We start from the raw sequence: 18,992 nt of genomic DNA, 5'->3' as shown, positions 1-18,992 counted from the left end.
CATGAGTGATGGATTTTCTCGCCGGGTGTTTCTCGGCAACAGCTTGGCCATCGGCGGTGGTTTGCTGTTGGGCGGCTGCGACAGCGGCGCGACGACTCAGGGTGCCGCCGTACTGAGCGGTAAGCCCGTCAGCGGTGGGCGCCTGCGCATTGGCATTATCGATGGCGATCAGTCAGGCAACCTGGATGCCCATAAACCGGTGGGCGGCGGGATCATTCGTGGCTGGGCGCTGTACAGCAAGTTCTGGGAATGGAACACCGATGTCAGCACGCGCCTGGCCCTGGCCGAGTTCGCCGAACCGAATGCCGATGCGAGTGCCTGGACCATCCGCATCAAGCCGGACCTGGAGTTTCACCATGGCAAGACCATCGGCGTTGACGACATGCTGTTTTCGTTGTTGCGCCTTACCGATCCCAAGCTGGCATCGCCGTTTGCCGGCCTGGTCGGTGCCATTGATCGCAATGCCTTACGCAAGCTGGATGAACGCACCATCGAAATCCGCTTCAAGCAAGGCCAGAGCTTCTTCCCTCTGGATGAAACCCTGATCAGCTTTGGCGGCATCGTCCCCACCGACTATGACCCCATCACCAATCCGGTAGGTGCCGGCCCTTATAGGCTCAAGCGTTTCGTACCCGGCCAGCGCTCGTTGTACACGCGGTTTGAGAATTACTACAAACCCGGCCAGCCTTATGCCGATGAGCTGGAAATCATCGAGTTCAAGGACCAGGTCTCCCGTGTTGCCGCGTTGCGCGCCGGACAGATCGATGTGGCCAGCGGTGTGCAGGCCGAGCACAGTGCCTTGCTCAAGGCCGACTCACGCTTGTCGTTGTGCGTGTCGCCAAGCACTTCGTTTACCGGTTTCAATCTCAACCTGGCCAAGCCGCCCTTCGATGATGTGCGGGTGCGCCAGGCGTTTCGCTTGCTGGCGGATCGGCAGGAGCTGGTGGACCGTGGCCTCAACGGTTTCGGTCGCATTGCCAATGACCTGTATTCACCTCACGATCCCACCTACAACCATGCGATTGCCCAGCGGCCGTATGATCTGGAGCAGGCCCGCTCGCTGCTGCGTCAGGCCGGGCAGACGGATTTGCGCGTGGAACTGACCACCATGCCTGGGCCCGGTGTGAACGCCGCGCTGGTGTTGGCCCAGCAAGCGAAAAAGGCCGGTGTCGAGATACGCGTGACCCAAGTGGATGGCGCTGTGTTCAACGGCCCGCAGCGTGAGCAGTGGCAAGTGTCGCCGGGTTCCACGCCGGCCCGGGGTTTCCTGGCCTCGGCACTGCACAACGACGCACCGCTGGCGATCTACAACCGCAGCAACTTCCATGACCCGCGTTTTGATGACCTCTACCGTAAAGCCCTTGCGCAGCCAGACCTGGAACTGCGTAAAGGCCTGGTACACGAGGCCCAGCAGATTCAACACGAGCGCGGCGGATTGCTGATTTGGGGCTTCAACGATGTGCTGGACGCCGCCTCGGTCAAGGTCGGCGGTTTGGCGCCAGAGCAGACCACCTTCGCTTCCTGGCGGTTTGACGAACTGTGGTTGAAGCATGCTTGAGCCGTCTGCCAATCCTCCACGCACGCCGGCTTGGTTGCCATGGTTTATCGGGCGCCTGGGTTACGGCCTGCTGACGGCCTGGGTAATCAGCCTGGTGGTATTCATCGCCACCCAGGCACTGCCATCCGACCCCGCGCGTGTGATCCTCGGCCCGGACGCGCCGCTGGAAAGCATCCTGACCCTGCAACACCAGTTGGGGCTCGACCAGCCAATCCTGTGGCAATACCTGCGCTGGCTCGGCAGCGTCTTGTGCGGGGACCTCGGGGTTTCCCTGGACTCCAACGCGCCGGTCAGCCATGTCCTGTGGGGGCGTTTGGGCTACACACTGGCGTTGCTAGTCGGAGTGATCACCGTAGTAGTGCCTGGCGCACTGGCCCTTGGCGTGGCCCTGGCATTGCGACGCGACAGCTGGCTGGATCGCTGGAGCCTTTCGTTGCTGATCTTTCTGAAAGCCACGCCGGGGTTTCTGTTGGCGATTTGCCTGGTATTGCTGTTTTCCATGCCGCACATGGATTTCTTACCCGCGGTATCGATCCTGGATCCCGACCTGTCGCTGCTGTGCCAACTCAAGTCTCTGGTATTGCCGATATTCACCTTGAGCCTCACTGCATTGCCGTACCTCACGCGCATGGTAAGGGCCGCCGTGATCGAGGCCCAGGAGTCCGATTACGTGATTGCCGTCAGGCTACGCGGCATTCCGCAGCGGCGGATTGTCTGGTACCACACTTTGCCCAATGCGCTGGTACCGGCGATCCAGGGTGTGGCGCTGACCTTGCGTACGTTGATCGGAGGCGCAGTGCTGGCGGAAGTCATCTTCAGCTATCCCGGTATCGGCACCGCGCTGAACGCCGCGATCCAGATGCGCGACCTGCCGATGATCCAGGCGATTGTGCTGGTGATCACCCTCGCGGTGGTGCTGATCAACCTACTGGCCGACCTATTGACCGTACTACTTACACCCAAGCTGCGCACCGCACGGCGGGTGACCCTGATTCAACGCAACCGAAGGGGAATAACCCCGTGGTGGCGCCGCTCCCGAGGTGATGCATGAGTGCCCGTCGATGGTTGGCCGAACCACAAACACGTAAGGGCGCGTTGATCACTTTGCTGGTGGTGGTCGTGGCGCTGTTCGGGCCTTGGTTGGCACCTCACGGGTCGACGGACATGGTCGGTCCTGTCTACGGCGCGCCTGCAGGTGATGCGTGGCTAGGGTATGACTTCCTGGGGCATGACGTGCTGTCGCGGTTGCTCAGCGGTGGTTTTTCGGTGCTGTGGATGTCGATCGCAGCCGCTAGTATTGCACTGGCGGTGGGTACTACGTTGGGGTTGCTGGCGGGTTTGTCGCGTCGGCGCCTGGATCAGTTTATTACCTGGTCGGCGGATGTGTCCCTGGCGTTCCCCGACCTGATTCTGGTGCTGCTGATTGTGTCCATGTTGGGGCGCGCACCGTGGTTGATCGTGCTGACAGTCTCCATCGCCTTTATACCGGGCGTTATCCGTTTGGCGCGGGCGAGTGCGGTAGCAGTGGCAGGTCAGGAGTTCGTTGAAGCGGCGCAAATGATGGGCTATTCGCGACGCCGAATTCTGTTCAAGGAGATCCTGCCGAACATCCTCACGCCCCTGCTGGTGCATTTCGGCAACATGCTGACCTGGGGTGTGGGCATGCTGTCGGGCCTGAGTTTTCTTGGCTACGGCGTGGCGCCACCCACCGCTGACTGGGGGCTGATGATCAATGAAAACCAGGCCGGCCTGCTGGTGCAACCCTGGGCCGTATTGGCTCCGGCGGTGCTGATCGGTGTGTTTGCCTACGGCACCAATATTTTGGCTGAAGGCATCGGCCGCAGCAGCGCAAGGCTGGGAGACAGACAAGCATGAATGCGATTACCGAAATCGAAGCCGGGGTGTTGCAGGTCCGCGACCTGCGGGTGGAATTGCCGGGGCATGTAGATGTGGTGTCGGGCATCTCGTTCAGCCTGGCTGCCGGGGAAATTCTCGGTTTGGTGGGGGAGTCGGGCTCGGGCAAGACCACCTTGGCGACTGCGTTGCTGGCACATGCCCGGCGCGGTGCACGGATTGTCGGCGGACAGGTGCACGTAGGTGACCAGGCATTGTTGAGCCTGGAAGGCGAAGCCTTGCGCCGTGCCCGTGGCAGCCTGATCGGTTATGTCGCCCAGGACCCGGCCACCGCGCTCAATCCGGCACTGCGCATCGGTCACCTGTTGCGTGAGACCTTAGCGGCGCATCCTTCTGGGCTTGACCGCGAGGCGCAACAGCAGCGCCTCATCGAGACCCTGCGTGATGTCGGCTTGCCGGACGATCACGGGTTTCTGCGGCGCTTTCCCCATCAACTGTCCGGCGGCCAGCAACAACGGGTGATGCTGGCGCTGGCTTTTGTGCTGCGCCCGCGCCTGATCGTGCTGGACGAGCCGACCACTGCGCTGGACGTCAGCACCCAGGCGCATATCCTCGCCACGCTGCGTCGGCTTTGCAAAAGCCAGGGCGTAGCGGCGGTGTATGTGTCCCACGACCTGGCGGTGATCAAGGACCTGGTGGACCGGGTGATGGTGATGTACGCCGGGCGCATCGTTGAAACGGCGACGCGGGATGAGTTGTTCAGTCGACCGTCCCATCCCTATACCCGAGGGTTGCTGGCGGCGATTCCGGATGTGGCGGGACGGCGCGAATTGACGGCGATTGCCGGGCATGCACCGGAGCCGGGGCGTCGGCCCCAGGGGTGCAGTTTCGGGCCGCGTTGTGAGCGGTTTACGGCTGGGTGCGCGGTGGCTGAGCCGTTATTGCAGATGAACGCGGCCGGTCGTGGGGTGGCTTGCCTGGCGCCTCACGATCAGGCGTTACAGGTCAAGGCACTCGCGCCAATTGCGGCCTTGAAGGGCCGGGTAGAGCGGTCACTGTTGTCGGTCAGAGGCTTGAACGTCGCCTATGACCGGCAGGTGTTGTTCGATGTCTCGCTTCAGGTGCGACCGGGTGAATGCCTGGCGATTGTGGGTGAGTCGGGCTCGGGCAAGACCAGCCTGGCGCGGGCTATTGCTGGCCTTGGGGAGAATGCCGAGGGGGCACTGGACTACGCCGGCCGGCATTTACCGTTGCACGCCCGCCAGCGCGATGCAGGCCTGCGCCACCAGATTCAATACATCTTCCAGAATCCATATCGCGCGTTGAACCCACGGCAAACCGTGTACCAGACTCTGAGTGCGCCACTGGCGCATTTCTTCGGCGTGCAAGGGGCGCAAGCACGGGAGCGAGTGGAAGCCGTGCTCAAGCGTGTGTCACTGCCGGGATCAGTCGCCGGCCTCTTTCCCCACAGCCTGTCAGGTGGTGAACGCCAGCGAGTGGCTATCGCCCGTGCGCTGTTGTGCGAGCCCAGGTTGCTGATTTGCGATGAAATCACCTCGGCATTGGACGTATCGGTACAGGCGTCGATCCTGGACCTGCTGCGCCAGCTACAGCGTGAAGGATTGACGATGTTATTCGTCACCCACGACCTGGGCGTGGTGCGCGCGATTGCTGATCGGGTGCTGGTGTTGAAGATCGGAAGGGTGGTGGAGCAGGGGGCCGTTGATGATGTTTTGGATCAACCACAGGCGGCATATACGCGCACGTTGCTGGAGCATTCGCCGTCGTTGGGGTGAATGGCTCCGCTGCACAGTGATCGCCGGCAAGCAGGCCCCTACAGGTACACAAACCCCTTGAAGGAACCGGCTTGCCGGCGATGGCTTCAGCCGTCGTTAAGCAATTTTCGCCTTGCGCCGCAACGCCTCTTCACGCACTGCGGGGATAATCCACCGCCCATAATCCACGGTGTCGTACAGCGGGTCATAACCGCGATTCAAGAACGTGGTAACGCCCAGGTCCACATAATCCAGCAGTGCCTGCGCCACCATTTCCAGTGTACCCACCAGCGCGGTGGTATCGCCATAAGCGCCCACTGCTGTCGCCGTCGGCATCCATAGCGCGCGATCATGACGATCACCCAACGCCGCCGCCGCTAACAGACGTTCGGAGCCGGTGCCCTTGAGCCGCTTCTGCCACGGACTGCCCGCCGCAAACTGTGGATTGGCCTTGATCTGCTCCAGGATCTGCTCGGCGCGTTGCCAGGCTAATTCCTCTGTTGCCCCCAAAATCAGCCGCACCGACAAACTGACCCGTGGCGCTTCAACACCCGCTGTTAATGCTGCCGCCTTCAGCTTGGCAATTTGCTCAGCCACGCCGCTTAATGGCTCGCCCCACAGCGCATACAGGTCCGCATGCTTCACCGCGATCTGATAGGCAATGTCGGAAGAGCCGCCAAACGAGATTGGAATATGCGGCTGTTGCAACGGTTTGATCGGTGAAAACGCACCCTTGATGTTGAAGTACTCACCCTCGAAATCGAACGGCTCTTCGGCCGTCCAGGTGCGTCGCACAATCTCCAGATATTCATCGGTGCGCCTGTAGCGTTCGGTCTTGTCCAGCAGAAAGTCGCCTTCCTGTGGCTCGGCGGTAATGCCGGTAATCGCGTGCAAGCGAATACGCCCGCCGCCAGTGGTATGGTCCAGCGTGGCAAACGAGCGGGCAGCGACGGTCGGCGCGGTGAGGCCGGGGCGATGGGCGATCATGAAGCCCAATCGCTCAGTGTGCGCCGCCGCATACGCGGCAATTTGCAGGCTGTCGGCACTGCCGGGGCCGCTGGCGATCAGCACACGGTCGAAGCCTGCATGCTCATGGGCGCGGGCATGGTGACGGATAAAGTCGAGGTCGAAATCCGGGCTGCGAACGCCACGGGTTTCGGACCACTGCCGAGGGAAAATCATGCCGACAAATTCGATAGACATAACGTGCTCCTGGTGCGGATCAGAATTGATAGTCGACCTGGGCCAACAAGGTGCGGCCAGGCATGGGTTGCAAAAAAGTGTTGGTGGAACCGGCCAGTCCGCTGACGAAGTTCAGTTCATTGGTCAGGTTGAGCACCCGTAACGTGGTGCTCCATTGCGGTTGGCGGTAGTACACGGCGAGATCGAGGTTGTATTCGTTCGGGATCTTTACGGTCTTGCTGAGGTTCAGGTACCAACTGCTGGTCCACCAGCCTGAAAGTTCGGCGCCAAAGCCTGAGTCGAAGCGGTATTCGACATACCCGTTGGCGGTGTATTCAGGAATCTGCACCGCGTCGAAACGCCCGGACGGCCGCTGGTTGAGGCTATTGTTATCGCCGAACACTGTGCCGTTGTCGGGAATGAACCCCGCTGAGGCAAATCCGGCCTGGGAGGTGAACTCGTTATAGGCGTTGAGCTTGGACAGGTTCAGACCGCTGCGAAGGTGGCCGTCCGGTTGATAGCGCACGGTGGCTTCCACACCCTTGATCATCAGCCGCGCGATGTTGTTATTGCTGTCAGGTGCCTGGTCGCGGGCTTGCTTGAACGCCGCCAACGTCATGAACAGCTGGTTAGGCACTGCTTCGACCTTTACCCCGACTTCATGCAGCACGCTCAAGCTCTGGAACGCCAGCGGGTTGAGCTGGTTGGCGCCACTGCCGCTGCCCCAGCCAAGGCCGTTGGAAAAGAACCCGGTGTTGACCGCCAACGAGCGGTCGAAGGTGTAGTACAGCGTGGTGTTTTCAGTCGGCTTTACATACGGGCTGACCTGGAAAGCAAACAGCCGGTAATTGTCGCTGTCCTTGCGCCGGTTGCCACCGGCGAGTACGAACGGGTTGTCGATCTCGGCCTCGATCCAGCTGCGGCTGGCGCCAATATTCAAGCCGAAATACTCGCCGTACTTGAGGTTGTGCTGGCTGAACAGGGTTTTGGTGGTCCAGGTGCTTTCAGCGGTGTAGGGCGCCACCGATTCGGCGTACAGGCCGTGCCCAGCTTCATACATGGGCGGCAGGTTGAGCCAGCCGTAGTAGTTGGAGTATTGCGGCACGCCGGGTTGTCCGATCCAAGCGCCGTTGCCGTCGGCAGGGTTGCTGGCGTTGAGGCCGAGTAAGTCACCAGGGTTTTTGCCGGAAGGGTCTTGGGTCAGGTCATAGGCATTAATGGTCGAGCCAAAGCTGTTGTTCCCAGCAATCGACTGGTTGAATTCGCGGCGGTAAATCAGGCCGCTGTTGCTGTCATCGCGCAGGGTCCAGCCGCCCAGCTGGGTCTCGTTGCGCGACCGGAACTCGAAGCGGTTATCGAAAATGTTGTCCTTCGATTGCACCTGGAATGCGCCCACGGCATCGGTGATGTCTTTGGAACGTTCATAAAACATGCTGTTGGCTACGGTGATAGTCGGCGACAGGTCGGCCTCGATACGCAGTTGCGTGGTGAAGCGCCGCGAGCTGCTTTCGTCCTCTTTGCGCTGCCCGGTCTGTGATGACAGCGACTGCTCGCCATTGCCCGCCAGCGTCGGGTCATACACCCAGCCACGCAGGCTGCCGGGGTTGGCCTGGGTATTCGGTGAGGCAGTCTGGAAGCTGCCGTCGACCACACTGTATTGGCCCTGGGCGTTGCGTTGGCGTTTTACCCAACCGAGTGTTGGCGCATCGGCGGCGCCCGAAGCCAGCACCGGCGACCACAGGGTACTGCCGTTCTGGATAATCGGTGTGGCGCGCCCGGCGTAGTATTTGCCGTCGTCTACCAGGCCCTGAGTAGCGCGGTTCCAACCGTGGGTGATGTTGTAGTCGTAGTAATTGTCGTAGCTGGCGTTCCAGTCGACGCGCACGTTGTCGTTGCGCCAGGCCAACGCGCCATAGAAGGCGTCAAAATTGTTCTCGACATTGTCATAGAAGTCCTCCTGGCGCTGCTTGGTGATGCTCACGCGGTAGGCCAGGTTGTCACTCAGAGGCCCGGTGTTGTCGATGCTGAATTTATTGGAACTGCGTGAGGTGCCGTTCGGAATCCACGAACCCAGTTCGCCGCTGAGTTTGGTCTTGAACGCGTTGAAGTCGGGTTTCTTGCTCAGGTAGTTGACGTAGCCGCCGCTGCCGGATACCGAGCCGTAGGTCACCGAGGACGGGCCGGCAACGATGTCCGCACCTTCATAGGCGTTGAAGTTGGCGGGGTGGCGCACGGCGTAACCACGCTGGCCGTCCTGGAAAATCTCCGAACCCTGGCCACGAAACTGCGGTGCGATACCCGCGTTTTGCCCGCCGCCCCGAGTGATGCCGGGCGCATATTTGACCAGGTCGTCGGCGCTATGGATCGCGCCGCTCGCCAATTGCTCGGCGTTGATTTGCACCACGGAGCGCGGCGTGTCCAGCACTTTGGTTTCCGTGCCACCGTACACTGAGGTCGGCGGGCGGGTGGGCAGTGCGTCGTCATCCGACTTGCTGGGACTTGCCTGCACGGTCACGGTTTGCAGTTGGGTATCGGTGGCAAAAGCCTGCAGCGGCAGGGTGACTGCCAGCAGCAGGGGTAAACGCAAGGCGATAGCGTGCATGGCAGAAATGACTCCTGTCGAAAATTGTTATCAATGTGATGCCCCGTAGGCGTCCCGTTGATCGGCGCAAGGCTTGAGGCCTCATCGCCGGCAAACCGGGTTCCTACGGGGAATGAGGTGTCAGGCCGTGTCTTTGAGCCAGAGCTTCTCGAAGCGCCAGGTGCTGAACAGCGACTCTTCTGCCTGGGCCCCACCGACGCGCGTGGAAATGCTGTCCAGAAGGTCGGCATACCCCCAGATCAACATGCCGCCGCGTTCGTACTGGATCTGCTGCACCTGATGCACCAGAACCTTGCGTTTTTCCAGGTCGGGCTGGGCCATGGCGGCGAAGAGCAGTTCGCTGAATTGCGCGTCGTTGAAGTGGGTCTTGTTGGATACCGCAAAGGGTGCGTCGGTGTGGATTGCACTGGCGAGGAACGGTGCACCGATGCTGCCCCCGGTGCTCAGGGTCCAATCGTTTTTCAGCGGGCCCTGGAAAGTGGCGAGGTCTACTTGCTTAACCTTAAGGGTGACGCCGATGCGCTTGGCCTGCTCAGCCAGCACTAATGCTGAACTCAAGCCTGGGCCCGGGGTGGTGATCAGTTCCACCTCTAGGTTTTCCTGGCCGGCGTCCTTGAGCAATTGCGCTGCGCGCTGAGGGGCGTACGGTCGCGGGCCAAGGCTGTGGTTGAAGGTGGGGTCACTGGGCGCATACAAATCATTAGCCACTCGGCCCTGGCCATTCAGTGCGCGACGTACCAGTTCTTCGCGGTCGGCCAGCAAGCGAAACGCCTCGCGCACCCGCGGGTCGTTGAAGGGCGGCTTGTCCAGATTCATATCGAAGGACAGCCAGTTGCCGGTCACCGACTTGATGACCTTCAACCTAGGGTCCTTCTCCAGGATCGGCAGCTGTTCGGTGGGCATCGAGTTGGCCATGTCGATCTGCCTGGCGCGCAGTGCGGCGAGGCGTGAGACCTGATTCTTGAAATCGATGATTTCGAGCTCGTCGGCGTACGGCTTACCCTCCTTATAGTAATTCTCGAAACGCGTGAACAGCGATCGCTGGCCGGGGGTGAAACTTTTCAGTTTGTAGGGGCCGGCGCCCACCGGATTGGTGACCGGGTGGTAATCCACTGGCACGATACCCCCGAAGTTGACCCAGGTTTCGGCCAGCGGCATATAGCTGCGGCCGTCGCGGAAGTTCAGGCGCACGGTGCGGTTGTCGAGTTTGATCAGGTTGTCGCGGTCTACCCAGTGCAACAGTGCCGCATACGGCGAAGCCAGTTGCGGATCGGTGAGACGGCGGATCGAGAACATCAGGTCGTCGGCGTCAATGGTCTTACCGTTGTGGAACTCCAGGCCCGGACGCAAGCGCAGGGTCCAGGTGCTGGCATCCGCGTTGGGCTCGGCAAACTCTGCCAGTGCCAAGCGCGGCTGCATTTGCTCATCCCACTCCCACAACTTGCTATACAGCGCAAAGCCGCGAACGATGCCGCTACCCACCGGTTTATGCGCGTCCAGATTGCCGCTCTGGTTGCCGTCGAGAATCCCCAAGCGCAGGCGGCCGCCGTAGCGTGGCTGGTCGCTGCCGGTGGCGGCAGCCGGTGCGTCATTCGGGCCGCAACCCACCAGCAGCAGTGCGCCGCCGGCGGTCGCGCTGTAGCCGAGAAAGTCTCGACGGCTCAGCAGTAAGGTCATGGTTTCAGGCTCCGCCGTTGGCCGAGTGCAGTTCGCGCACCGGCTCCAGCGGACGGCTCAACACCGAGCGCTCGCTGCGAAAGTGCGGCAGGATATGCTCGCCGAGTCGGTAGGCTTCTTCCAGGTGCGGATAGCCGGCGAGGAAGAACAGGTCGATGCCGAGGTTGTTGTATTCGCGAATCCGCGCCACCACGTTTTCATAACTGCCTACTAGCGCGCAGCCCGGTGGGATACCGATATAGCCGAAGCCAGCCCACACGTTCGGGTGGATAAAAAAGTCTTCGAAACCCTGCGCCTCGTTTTTCTCGGCAAAACCGTGCTCGTAGCTCAGTTTGCGCGCGGTACGCAGCCCGGCGTGGGCGGCGACGGCCTTGACCGCGCCACGGGCGATGCCTTCGTCGAAGAAACGCTTGGCTTCAGTGCGCGCCAGTTCTTCGGTTTCTCGGGTGATCACATCAATCGACAGGCCGAAGCGAATATCGGTGCGCCCCCATTTCAACGCACGTTGGCGCAGGTCGGCGATCAGAGCGGTGATTTCATCCGGGTGCTCGGCACGCATCAAGTAGAAATCCGCGTGCTTGGCGGCGAACTCCCGTGCAGCGATGGATGAGCCAGCCGTGCAGATAAGCGGCAACTGCGCCTTTTTCAGCGGCGCGCGCAAGCCCCCACCGTCGGCCTTGTAAAATTTGCCATCGTAGTGAAACGACTCGTTGTGCCAATAGCCCTTGACCACGTCCATGAATTCGGTGGCGCGCTCGTAGCGTGCATCGTGGTCGCTGTAGTCGCCGACCTGGCGCTGGATCGCGTCCGAGCCGCCGTTGATGATGTTCCATACCAGGCGGTTGCCGGTGGCGCGTTGGTAGGTCGCCGCCTGCTGCACGGCCACCCATGGGGTGTAGTGGTAGGGTTGGAACGCGGTGACAAATTGCAGGGTACGAGTTTCGCGGGCCAGCAGCGAGCACACCGTCCACGGCTCTTCGCCGCTGGGCGCGTTGACCATCAACACACCGCCGAACTTATTGATCTCGGCGGCCTTGGCGATCTGGCCCAGGTAGTCGATGTAAGTGAAGTGGTCGCCCACGCTGAACCCGGACACAGCCCCGGTGCTGTCGGGACCGCCCCGATGCCAGTCGCCACGGTTACGCGGGTCGCCCGGCAGGAACTGGGTTTCGCCGTGCAGCGGCAGGCGAGTAAAAAATTCGATGCTCATGCAAGCCTCCTGCTTACTGCGCGGTTGGGGCGCAGACTGGGGTGATCGGCTGGTCATTGATGACTTTGTGGGCGAATGGGATCGAGTCCTTGAGCGAGGCATTGACCGTCGCGCTGTGGCCCAGGCCTTTGTACAGGTGGCCTTCGACTACGGAACCGGCGTTGCAGGCGTCCTGCATCAGCTTGACCTGGGTCGCGGCGGCTGGGGTGACGTCTTCGGCACCGGTACCGATGAACACCGGTTTGGACGTTTTCAGGGTGGGGTAGGCGACTTGCGCGAGCCACGGCGCGAGCTGTTTGCCTTTGTAATCTTTCTTGGTGTTGGCAATGCTCAGGCCCAGGCCCTCCACGTCGCCTTCTAGAGCGAACAGACAGCTAGTGCGAGCCTGTTCGAAGATGGGCAGCGCCTTGTCGGTGTAGAAGTCCGCCGGGTTGATGCTCGGGTCGTATTGCTGGGCGGCGAGCAAGGTGTAGAAGCCGTAGGCCAGGGTCGGGTCGACTTTATTGCGCACTTCCTCGCTGGGGTTTTTCGCGTAGTCGAGGGTGTAGATCACGCCGGTGCCGATGCTGCCCTTGACGCCAAGGTCCGGGGCGTAAGTGGCGGCATAGGCCGCTGCGGCAAACGCGCCTGCCCCGCCTTGGGACTGGCCGACGATCAACACCTTGTCAGCCAACCCAGGTACGCCTGCAACTACAGCCTTGGCTGCGTCGAGGATGCCGTAGGCGGCCATGCGGCTGTTCAGCAACGGGTGGCCGCCGGGTACGCCGAGCCCTTGGTAGTCGGTGGCGACCACCGCAAACCCTTCTGCCAGCCAGCGGTTGAGGTACGCCACATCGCGGTAGGAGCGACCTTGCCAGGACGGCGCACACACATCTGCGACGCCAACAGTGCCATGTCCCCAGGTTACGACCGGCCAACCGCCGGCCGGCGGTGTGCCCTTGGGCAGGAACAACGCGCCGGAAACCACTACTGGGGTTTTATTATCGATGCCATCGGTGGAGGTGTAGAGGATGCGTTGCGCGCTGGCGGCGTTTGCCAGGCTGATGGTCTTGTCCAGCGGTTCGCTGCGTAACAGTTTTCCGGGAATGGCCGGAATGGCCTTTTCCCAGGTGTAGAACGCCGAGACGCGGCCATCACCTTGTAGTGGGTCCGTTTTTGGGGCGTATACGTCAGCGGCGAACGCGCTCATGGACAAGGCCAGTACGCTGAGACCGAAGGCGAAAGAATGTGGCAGTTTCATTATCAATTTCCCTATCAAGGATTGGTGCTGACCTGGCCACGCAGTGCCGGCCAGTAGTCGGTGAGTTTCAGGTCGATCAAAGCCTGGTTGGTAAAGCCGGTAGCCAGTGACGGGCCGATGTCATAAGTGTCGCGAATCAGATGGTTGGCCAGGGCGTAGGCGGTGAGGGCCTGATAGTGGGCCTTGAGTTGCGCATCACTTTTCGGCGCCCAGCGTTCCTTCCAGGTCACTGGGTCGTTTTGGTCGTCGCGGCGCAGCACGCTTTCAGCGGTACCGGCACGGGAGGACAGTTGGTAATAGGCATCCTGGTTTTGCGGTTGAGAAATCCACCACGCTGCCTTGACCCAGGCGGTCGCCAGCAATTGGGTGATGTCTGGATGCTGCTGCACGAAAGACTCGGTGCCCCATAGGTCGGAGATCAGGCGCCAGTCATTGTTGCCCTGTTTGGTCGACCAGATGATCTTGCCCACGCCTTTGTCTTCCAGGGCATAGGCCTCGCTGAGCAACACAGCTGCATCGACCTTGCCGGCAGACACCGCTGCCGCGCCGACCTGCGGGTTGAGGTTGGCGATCTTGAAGTCATCGAGTTTCAGGCCTTTGCTGGCGAGGAAGTTGCTGAATGCGAACTCCCAAGGCCGGCCACGGTGCAGGGCCAAGCGCTTGCCCTTGAGGTCTTCGATGGTCTTGGCGCTGGAGCCTTCGGGCACCACCAGGTAAATGTTGTTACCACTGCCGCCGGGCACGATCAGCTTGCCCGGCACACCGCCGGCACCGGCGATCACTGAGGGCAGGTCTCCGCGTACGGCGAAGTCCAGGCTGTTGTTGCTGAACCCTTCGTTGATCTGCGGGCCAGCGCCGGCGTGGGGTAGGGCGATCCATTCGAGTTTCACCCCGCGCTCGCGCAGTTGGGCCTCCAGCCAACCTTCTTCGATCACGCGGCCGGCAATCCCGCCAAACACTGGCTTGCCACCTTGCGTGTAGGCCACGATAGCGATTTTTACCGAGGCCGGGGCAGCCGACTCGGCGAGCGCCGCGCTGCTTGCCAGTAGGCCGAACAGAGCGATGAGGCTTCTGTGCCAGAAATTTCTCATGAGGTTTCTCCCTACCCGAATTCAAAACCCTTTGTAGGCGCGGGCTTGCCGGCTCCTACAGGGGATCGTGTTGGGAGCGAGAGAGCAGATTGCATGCCAGCAGCTGGAAAAATCCCTCTAGACCGCGTGCTGCATGGGCTGCAGCGTTTGAGGTAGCAATGGCCTGTCTGATCTGTTGCTGGTGGGCGAACACGTGGGTGCTGGCTGGTTGCTGCTCCAGCAGCAGTGGTGGGTCATGTTGTTGGTATATGCGATAATTGAATATATAAATATTAATTTATAATTAAATGGTCTAGAAAACTTCATGCACTATTGAGCACGCGCTTTTACTGCCAGGAACGCACCATGTCGCTGATCACCCATCCCAATCCTCGCGAATTGACCAAGTCGGTGCGTGCCACCGTGCTGGTCTTCAAGGACCCGCGCTCCCAGGAATTACTGTCACGTATTGAACGTCTGGCCCCCAGCGAAGCCAATACCTTGATCATTGGCGAGACCGGGACCGGCAAGGAATTGGTCGCACGGCATATCCATCATCTGAGCCGTCGCGGACGTGAACCTTTCGTGGCGGTGAACTGCGGCGCGTTTGCCGAGACCCTCGTGGAAAGCGAATTGTTCGGCCACGAGAAAGGCGCGTTCACCGGCGCTACCACCCAGAAGGCCGGTTGGTTTGAAGCCGCCAACGGCGGCACGCTGTTTCTCGATGAGATCGGTGATCTGCCGTTGAACATGCAGGTGAAGTTACTGCGCGTTTTGCAGGAGCGCGAAGTGGTGCGCCTGGGCTCGCGGACACCGATCCCGATCAATGTGCGGCTGGTGGCCGCCACTAACGTTAACCTTGCCGATGCCGTCGTTGCAGGTAACTTCCGCGAAGACTTGTTCTACCGTCTGCACGTCGCCACCATTCGACTGCCGCCTCTGCGCGAGCGGCCGGGCGATATCCTGCCCCTGGCGGAATTTTTTCTCGAAGAGCACTGCCAGCGACTGGGGTACAACCGCGCCACGTTGAGCATCGATGCTGAGCGAAAGCTGTTGGAACATAGCTGGCCGGGCAACATCCGCGAGCTCGAAAATGCCATTCACCACGCCTTGCTGGTGTGCCGCAACCAGTTGGTGCAGCCGCCGGATCTTCATCTGGTGGACATGCGATCCTCGGGTATTCGCCAGGAAGAGGCTACCCATACTCCAGCCGCCCTCAGCGGTCCCGTGGACTTGGAAACGGCCCTCAATGCGTTATTCGAACAGAATATTCCTGACCTTTACGAGCATATTGAAGAGACGATCTTTCGTGCTGCTTACCGATACTGCCATGGCAACCAATTGCAGACTGGGCGCCTGCTCAATATCAGTCGCAACATTGTCCGGGCACGACTGGAAAAGATTGGTGAGTTGGGAGCGTCAGCGAGAATTTAACTGATCTATCCGCAACTAAAGCAATGGTCGTTTTTGATCGTTCATGCGAGTAGGCGGTTGGTTGTACCTGACGCCTCAGTCGCTATGGTACAAGGTTATATCCTCATGTTTTTTTAATATTTCTTGTTATATGGCGCGAGCAGTAAAGTACTGTTAATTCCTTCATGGCCGCCATTGGAAATTGTCTATGAACATCCCGCGCGGACACCCCAGCCCGATTTTGACATTGCCTCAGGGCGATAAAGATCCTCTTTCAATCCGAGCGAAAGCGCTGGTATTTGCCGACCCCCGGTCTCGGCAGTTGATGGAGTATCTGCAGCGGGTGGCGCCCAGTGACGCGCCAGTGTTGATCAATGGAGAGACGGGCACCGGTAAGGAGTTGGTGGCGCGCTACATCCATTCGAGCAGTGGCCGCACTGGCGCTTTTATTGCGGTCAATTGCGGTGCGATCAGTGAGACCCTGGCTGAAAGCGAGTTTTTTGGCCATGAGGCCGGTTCGTTTTCCGGAGCTGTCGGTCGGCGAGCCGGCTGGTTCGAGGAGGCAGATGGAGGGACACTGTTTCTCGATGAGATTGGTGATCTGCCGCTGCCTTTGCAAGTTAAATTGCTGCGTGTCCTACAGGAACAGGAAGTGGTTCGGGTCGGCTCGCGCAAACCGATCAAGATCAACATCCGATTGGTGACGGCTACCAACGTCAATTTGGAACAGGCCATTGAAGCTGGCAATTTTCGGCTCGATCTGTTCTATCGAATAAACGTCGCCCAAGTGGAAGTTCTGCCGTTAAGGGCACGTCCCTTGGACATTCTGCCGTTGGTGGAACACTTCAGGAAACTCTACAGCGCCCGCCTTAAAATCAATGAGCCTATGCTTTCGGAGTCGGCTACTCAGGCGCTGCTCGATTATCCCTGGCCGGGGAATATCCGAGAGCTCGAGAACGTTGTTCACTTGGCTTTACTGGTGGCCGGCGACAGACCGGTCCGCCCCGAGCACTTGAAGTTCTCGGCAGGCCTTAGTGCATTGCAAGACGCAAGTTCCAACGGGGTGCAAAAGCTTCCTCAGGAAATGCTTCGCGAACAGTTTTTGCGATTGTTCGACGTTCCAGGTGATTCGCTCTTGCACGATATTGAGGAGCTGATGGTTCGCGAGGCTTTTGCCTACTGCGATTTCAACCAGTTACGCACCGCGCAAATGCTGGGTATTACCCGCAACGCCATGCGCACCTTACTGGTCAATCACGGCATGCTCAAAGGTCGAGCAAAACCCTGATCTGCGTTCAACCTTGTTTGACCTGGCTGGGTGGGTTACCTATACGGCGTAGCTGAGGCAGCAACTGCGCGCCCAGGTGAATCGCTTCCTCCAAATGGGGAAAACCCGACAGAATAAAACTGTCCACCCCCAACTGGTGGTACTCCTCGATTCGCTCTGCCACCTGCGCATAACTGCCGACCAACGCTGTTCCTGCGCCGCCGCGTACCAAGCCTACCCCGGCCCAAAGATTGGCTGACACCTCAAGTTCCCGAGCGCCGCGCCCACGGCCCTGCATCAACTGCGTCTGCCTGCTTTGCCCCACCGACTCATATGCCGCCATCTGCCGTTGTGCATGGTCAATGGTATCCGTTGGGATTTCTTCCAGCAGCCGTTCCACGTGGGCCCACGCCGCGTCGTCAGTGACAGCGGCGAACACGTGCAGACGTAGACCGAAGCGCAGAGTACGGCCTTGGGCGGCAGCCAGGTCACGCATGCGTTGGATGCGTTCGGCGATCATCACCGGCGGTTCGCACCACATCAGATAAGTTTGCCCATGGGCCGCACCGACACGCTCGGCGGCTTCGGAGGCGCCGCCAAAGTAAATTGGCGGTACGTGCGCGCCTGGCGCAATCGGCGTTTGAATGCCGCTGCGGTAGTAACGTCCCTGATGCGCGGGCGGTTGGGCTGCCCACACGGACTGGAACACCTGCAGAAATTCTGCGGTGCGTGCGTAACGTTCATCGTGTTCGAGAAAATCCCCGAGGGAGCGCTGTTCAAAACGGCTGGAGCCGGTCACCACATGCAACGCCAGGCGATTCTCGCTGAGCAGTTGCAACGTCGCCGCGCGGTGGGCGGTATAGGCTGGAAGCTCGGTGCCCGGTCGCAGCGTCAGGAGGAATTTCAGGCGGCGCACTTCCTGGGCCAGCACCGCAGTGATCAGCCATGGGTCTTCAAACCCGGCAGCGGTTGGCACCATGATGCCGTCGAAACCGGCCTGCTCGGTGGCGCGTACAATCTGGCGCAGGTAGTTCAGCGTCGGTGCACGCTCGCCTTGCTGGAACAACCCGACCTTTGGCAAGCCGCTGCTGGTGAGGTGACGGCCATCGCCATTGGTGGGTAAAAACCAGTCCAGTTGGATCGGTGGGCGTAAATCATCAGTCATGGTGCAGGCGCTCCTTGCGCAAACCCTGTTGGAAAAGCAACGGTAAAACCTGTTCGCCAAAGCGCAGCACTTCGCTGACTGACGGCCCGCCCTCCAGGATCAGGTGATTCAAGCCAATTCCGTGCAGTTCTTGCAGGCGTGTAGCGACTTGTTGCGGGGTGCCCACCAGGATCAGCGGTTGGCCGGCTTCCCTTTGCAGCAGGTTGGGATGCACTTCCCACTGGCGCAGCGGGTGGCGTGCACGGGGCAGGGTGGCCAGGGGTTCTTCGGGCAATTGAGGAGCCGATAATAAAGCGGCGGCGGTCTCCCAGGCGAGGTCTTCGCTGTCGCCGAGGATCAACCCAAACGTGCAGGCAAAGTCGAGCGTAGGTTGGACCTGTCGCCAGTGCTGTATCTCCTGGGCCAGTCGTTGTGGATGGCCAGGCGCTAACAGGCAGGTCTGGGCATGTGCCGCCACCAGCGCATGGCTCTGGGTGTCGTCCAGTAGCAACGATGGGGCGGGTATTTCGCGGCGGGTGAAGCCGGCGTTCTCCAGTTGGAAATAACGGCCCTGATAGTCGAACCCTTCGGTGTTGGAAGCCAGCAGTTGTTGCAGCAGTTCCAGATATTCGCCAATGCGTTCGCTGCGTTGGTCGCGGTTGAGCCACTCCCCAAAGGCACTGTGTTCGCTATTGGGTAAATGTAGCCGCACACGGTGGCCGCTGATCGACTGCAGGCTTTGCAGGGTAGTGGCCAGCGCGGCTGGCAGCATCACTTCCGGCGGCACACTCACCGACAACTGCACGCTGCGTGTATGCGCGCACAAAGCTGCCGCCACGCCCAGGCTGTCGGCACATAACACGCCGCTGGGAATCCAAAGGCCATCGAGCCCGGCGTATTCCACGGCCTGGGCCAATTGAATCCATTGTCCCGGCCGCGCCGCCCAGTCTGGGGTACACAGGGGCATCAACCAGCTGAATTCCAGGGGCATGTATAAGCT

The 18,992-nt window shown here is 60.5% G+C and carries 14 protein-coding genes; 6 read left to right on the top strand and 8 right to left on the bottom strand.

The window, feature by feature from the left end; genetic code table 11:
• Position 1: 1 nt before the first annotated feature.
• From AC1RAC_RS02825 to AC1RAC_RS02810, 4 genes are read left to right on the top strand one after another with little or no spacing between them, the layout of a single operon-like run.
• Positions 2-1,558: an ABC transporter substrate-binding protein gene (locus tag AC1RAC_RS02825; protein ID WP_492616137.1), complete on the top strand. Its 1,557-nt coding sequence runs from the start codon at positions 2-4 to the stop codon at positions 1,556-1,558.
• Positions 1,551-2,609, top strand: a complete 1,059-nt coding sequence (locus AC1RAC_RS02820) for an ABC transporter permease (RefSeq protein ID WP_492616136.1) — start codon at positions 1,551-1,553, stop codon at positions 2,607-2,609. Before AC1RAC_RS02825 ends, AC1RAC_RS02820 begins: the two co-directional genes overlap by 8 nt.
• Positions 2,606-3,433, top strand: a complete 828-nt coding sequence (locus tag AC1RAC_RS02815; protein ID WP_492616135.1) for an ABC transporter permease — start codon at positions 2,606-2,608, stop codon at positions 3,431-3,433. The genes AC1RAC_RS02820 and AC1RAC_RS02815 overlap by 4 nt, the downstream gene beginning before the upstream one ends.
• On the top strand, positions 3,430-5,208 hold the full coding sequence (locus tag AC1RAC_RS02810) for a dipeptide ABC transporter ATP-binding protein (RefSeq protein ID WP_492616134.1): 1,779 nt from the start codon (positions 3,430-3,432) through the stop codon (positions 5,206-5,208). The genes AC1RAC_RS02815 and AC1RAC_RS02810 overlap by 4 nt, the downstream gene beginning before the upstream one ends.
• A 96-nt stretch (positions 5,209-5,304) precedes the next feature.
• Here AC1RAC_RS02810 and AC1RAC_RS02805 read toward each other — a convergent pair whose 3' ends face one another.
• The 6 genes from AC1RAC_RS02805 to AC1RAC_RS02780 all read right to left on the bottom strand — a co-directional run bounded on the left by AC1RAC_RS02805 (position 5,305) and on the right by AC1RAC_RS02780 (position 14,189).
• Positions 5,305-6,390, bottom strand: a complete 1,086-nt coding sequence (locus tag AC1RAC_RS02805) for an LLM class flavin-dependent oxidoreductase (RefSeq protein ID WP_492616133.1) — start codon at positions 6,388-6,390, stop codon at positions 5,305-5,307.
• A gap of 19 nt (positions 6,391-6,409) precedes the next feature.
• Entirely contained in the window at positions 6,410-8,971 is a 2,562-nt protein-coding gene (locus AC1RAC_RS02800; RefSeq protein WP_492616132.1) for a TonB-dependent receptor plug domain-containing protein, read from the bottom strand.
• A gap of 120 nt (positions 8,972-9,091) precedes the next feature.
• Positions 9,092-10,648 carry an ABC transporter substrate-binding protein gene (locus AC1RAC_RS02795; protein ID WP_492616131.1) on the bottom strand — a complete coding sequence of 519 codons (1,557 nt, stop codon included), beginning with the start codon at positions 10,646-10,648 and terminating at the stop codon, positions 9,092-9,094.
• A 4-nt stretch (positions 10,649-10,652) separates the two neighbouring features.
• A complete protein-coding gene (locus AC1RAC_RS02790) occupies positions 10,653-11,858 on the bottom strand; it encodes an LLM class flavin-dependent oxidoreductase (protein WP_115488690.1) in 1,206 nt (401 codons plus the stop codon).
• Positions 11,859-11,871: 13 nt separating this feature from the next.
• The gene (locus AC1RAC_RS02785) at positions 11,872-13,098 is read right to left on the bottom strand and encodes an alpha/beta hydrolase family protein (RefSeq protein ID WP_150054155.1); all 1,227 of its coding nucleotides are present in this window, start codon (positions 13,096-13,098) and stop codon (positions 11,872-11,874) included.
• 14 nt (positions 13,099-13,112) lie between these two features.
• Positions 13,113-14,189, bottom strand: a complete 1,077-nt coding sequence (locus AC1RAC_RS02780; protein WP_492616130.1) for an ABC transporter substrate-binding protein — start codon at positions 14,187-14,189, stop codon at positions 13,113-13,115.
• A gap of 345 nt (positions 14,190-14,534) precedes the next feature.
• Here AC1RAC_RS02780 and AC1RAC_RS02775 point away from each other — a divergent pair, with 345 nt between their 5' ends.
• Together AC1RAC_RS02775 and AC1RAC_RS02770 are read left to right on the top strand one after the other, a co-directional pair.
• Complete coding sequence (locus AC1RAC_RS02775; RefSeq protein WP_065941407.1) at positions 14,535-15,602, top strand: sigma-54 interaction domain-containing protein; 1,068 nt, start codon at positions 14,535-14,537, stop codon at positions 15,600-15,602.
• A 187-nt stretch (positions 15,603-15,789) separates the two neighbouring features.
• A complete protein-coding gene (locus AC1RAC_RS02770) occupies positions 15,790-16,869 on the top strand; it encodes a sigma-54 interaction domain-containing protein (RefSeq protein ID WP_492616129.1) in 1,080 nt (359 codons plus the stop codon).
• 7 nt (positions 16,870-16,876) lie between these two features.
• Here AC1RAC_RS02770 and AC1RAC_RS02765 read toward each other — a convergent pair whose 3' ends face one another.
• Both AC1RAC_RS02765 and AC1RAC_RS02760 read right to left on the bottom strand, forming a co-directional pair.
• The gene (locus AC1RAC_RS02765; protein WP_150054153.1) at positions 16,877-18,013 is read right to left on the bottom strand and encodes an LLM class flavin-dependent oxidoreductase; all 1,137 of its coding nucleotides are present in this window, start codon (positions 18,011-18,013) and stop codon (positions 16,877-16,879) included.
• Positions 18,006-18,983, bottom strand: coding sequence for an LLM class flavin-dependent oxidoreductase (locus tag AC1RAC_RS02760; protein WP_492616128.1), 978 nt, complete (start codon positions 18,981-18,983; stop codon positions 18,006-18,008). Before AC1RAC_RS02760 ends, AC1RAC_RS02765 begins: the two co-directional genes overlap by 8 nt.
• Positions 18,984-18,992 lie beyond the last annotated feature (9 nt).

The organism is Pseudomonas sp. GW823-FHT02F05, assembly GCF_058797315.1.
The sequence above is the reverse complement of the archived record's forward strand: the minus strand, read 5'-3'. Positions and strand labels throughout refer to the sequence as shown.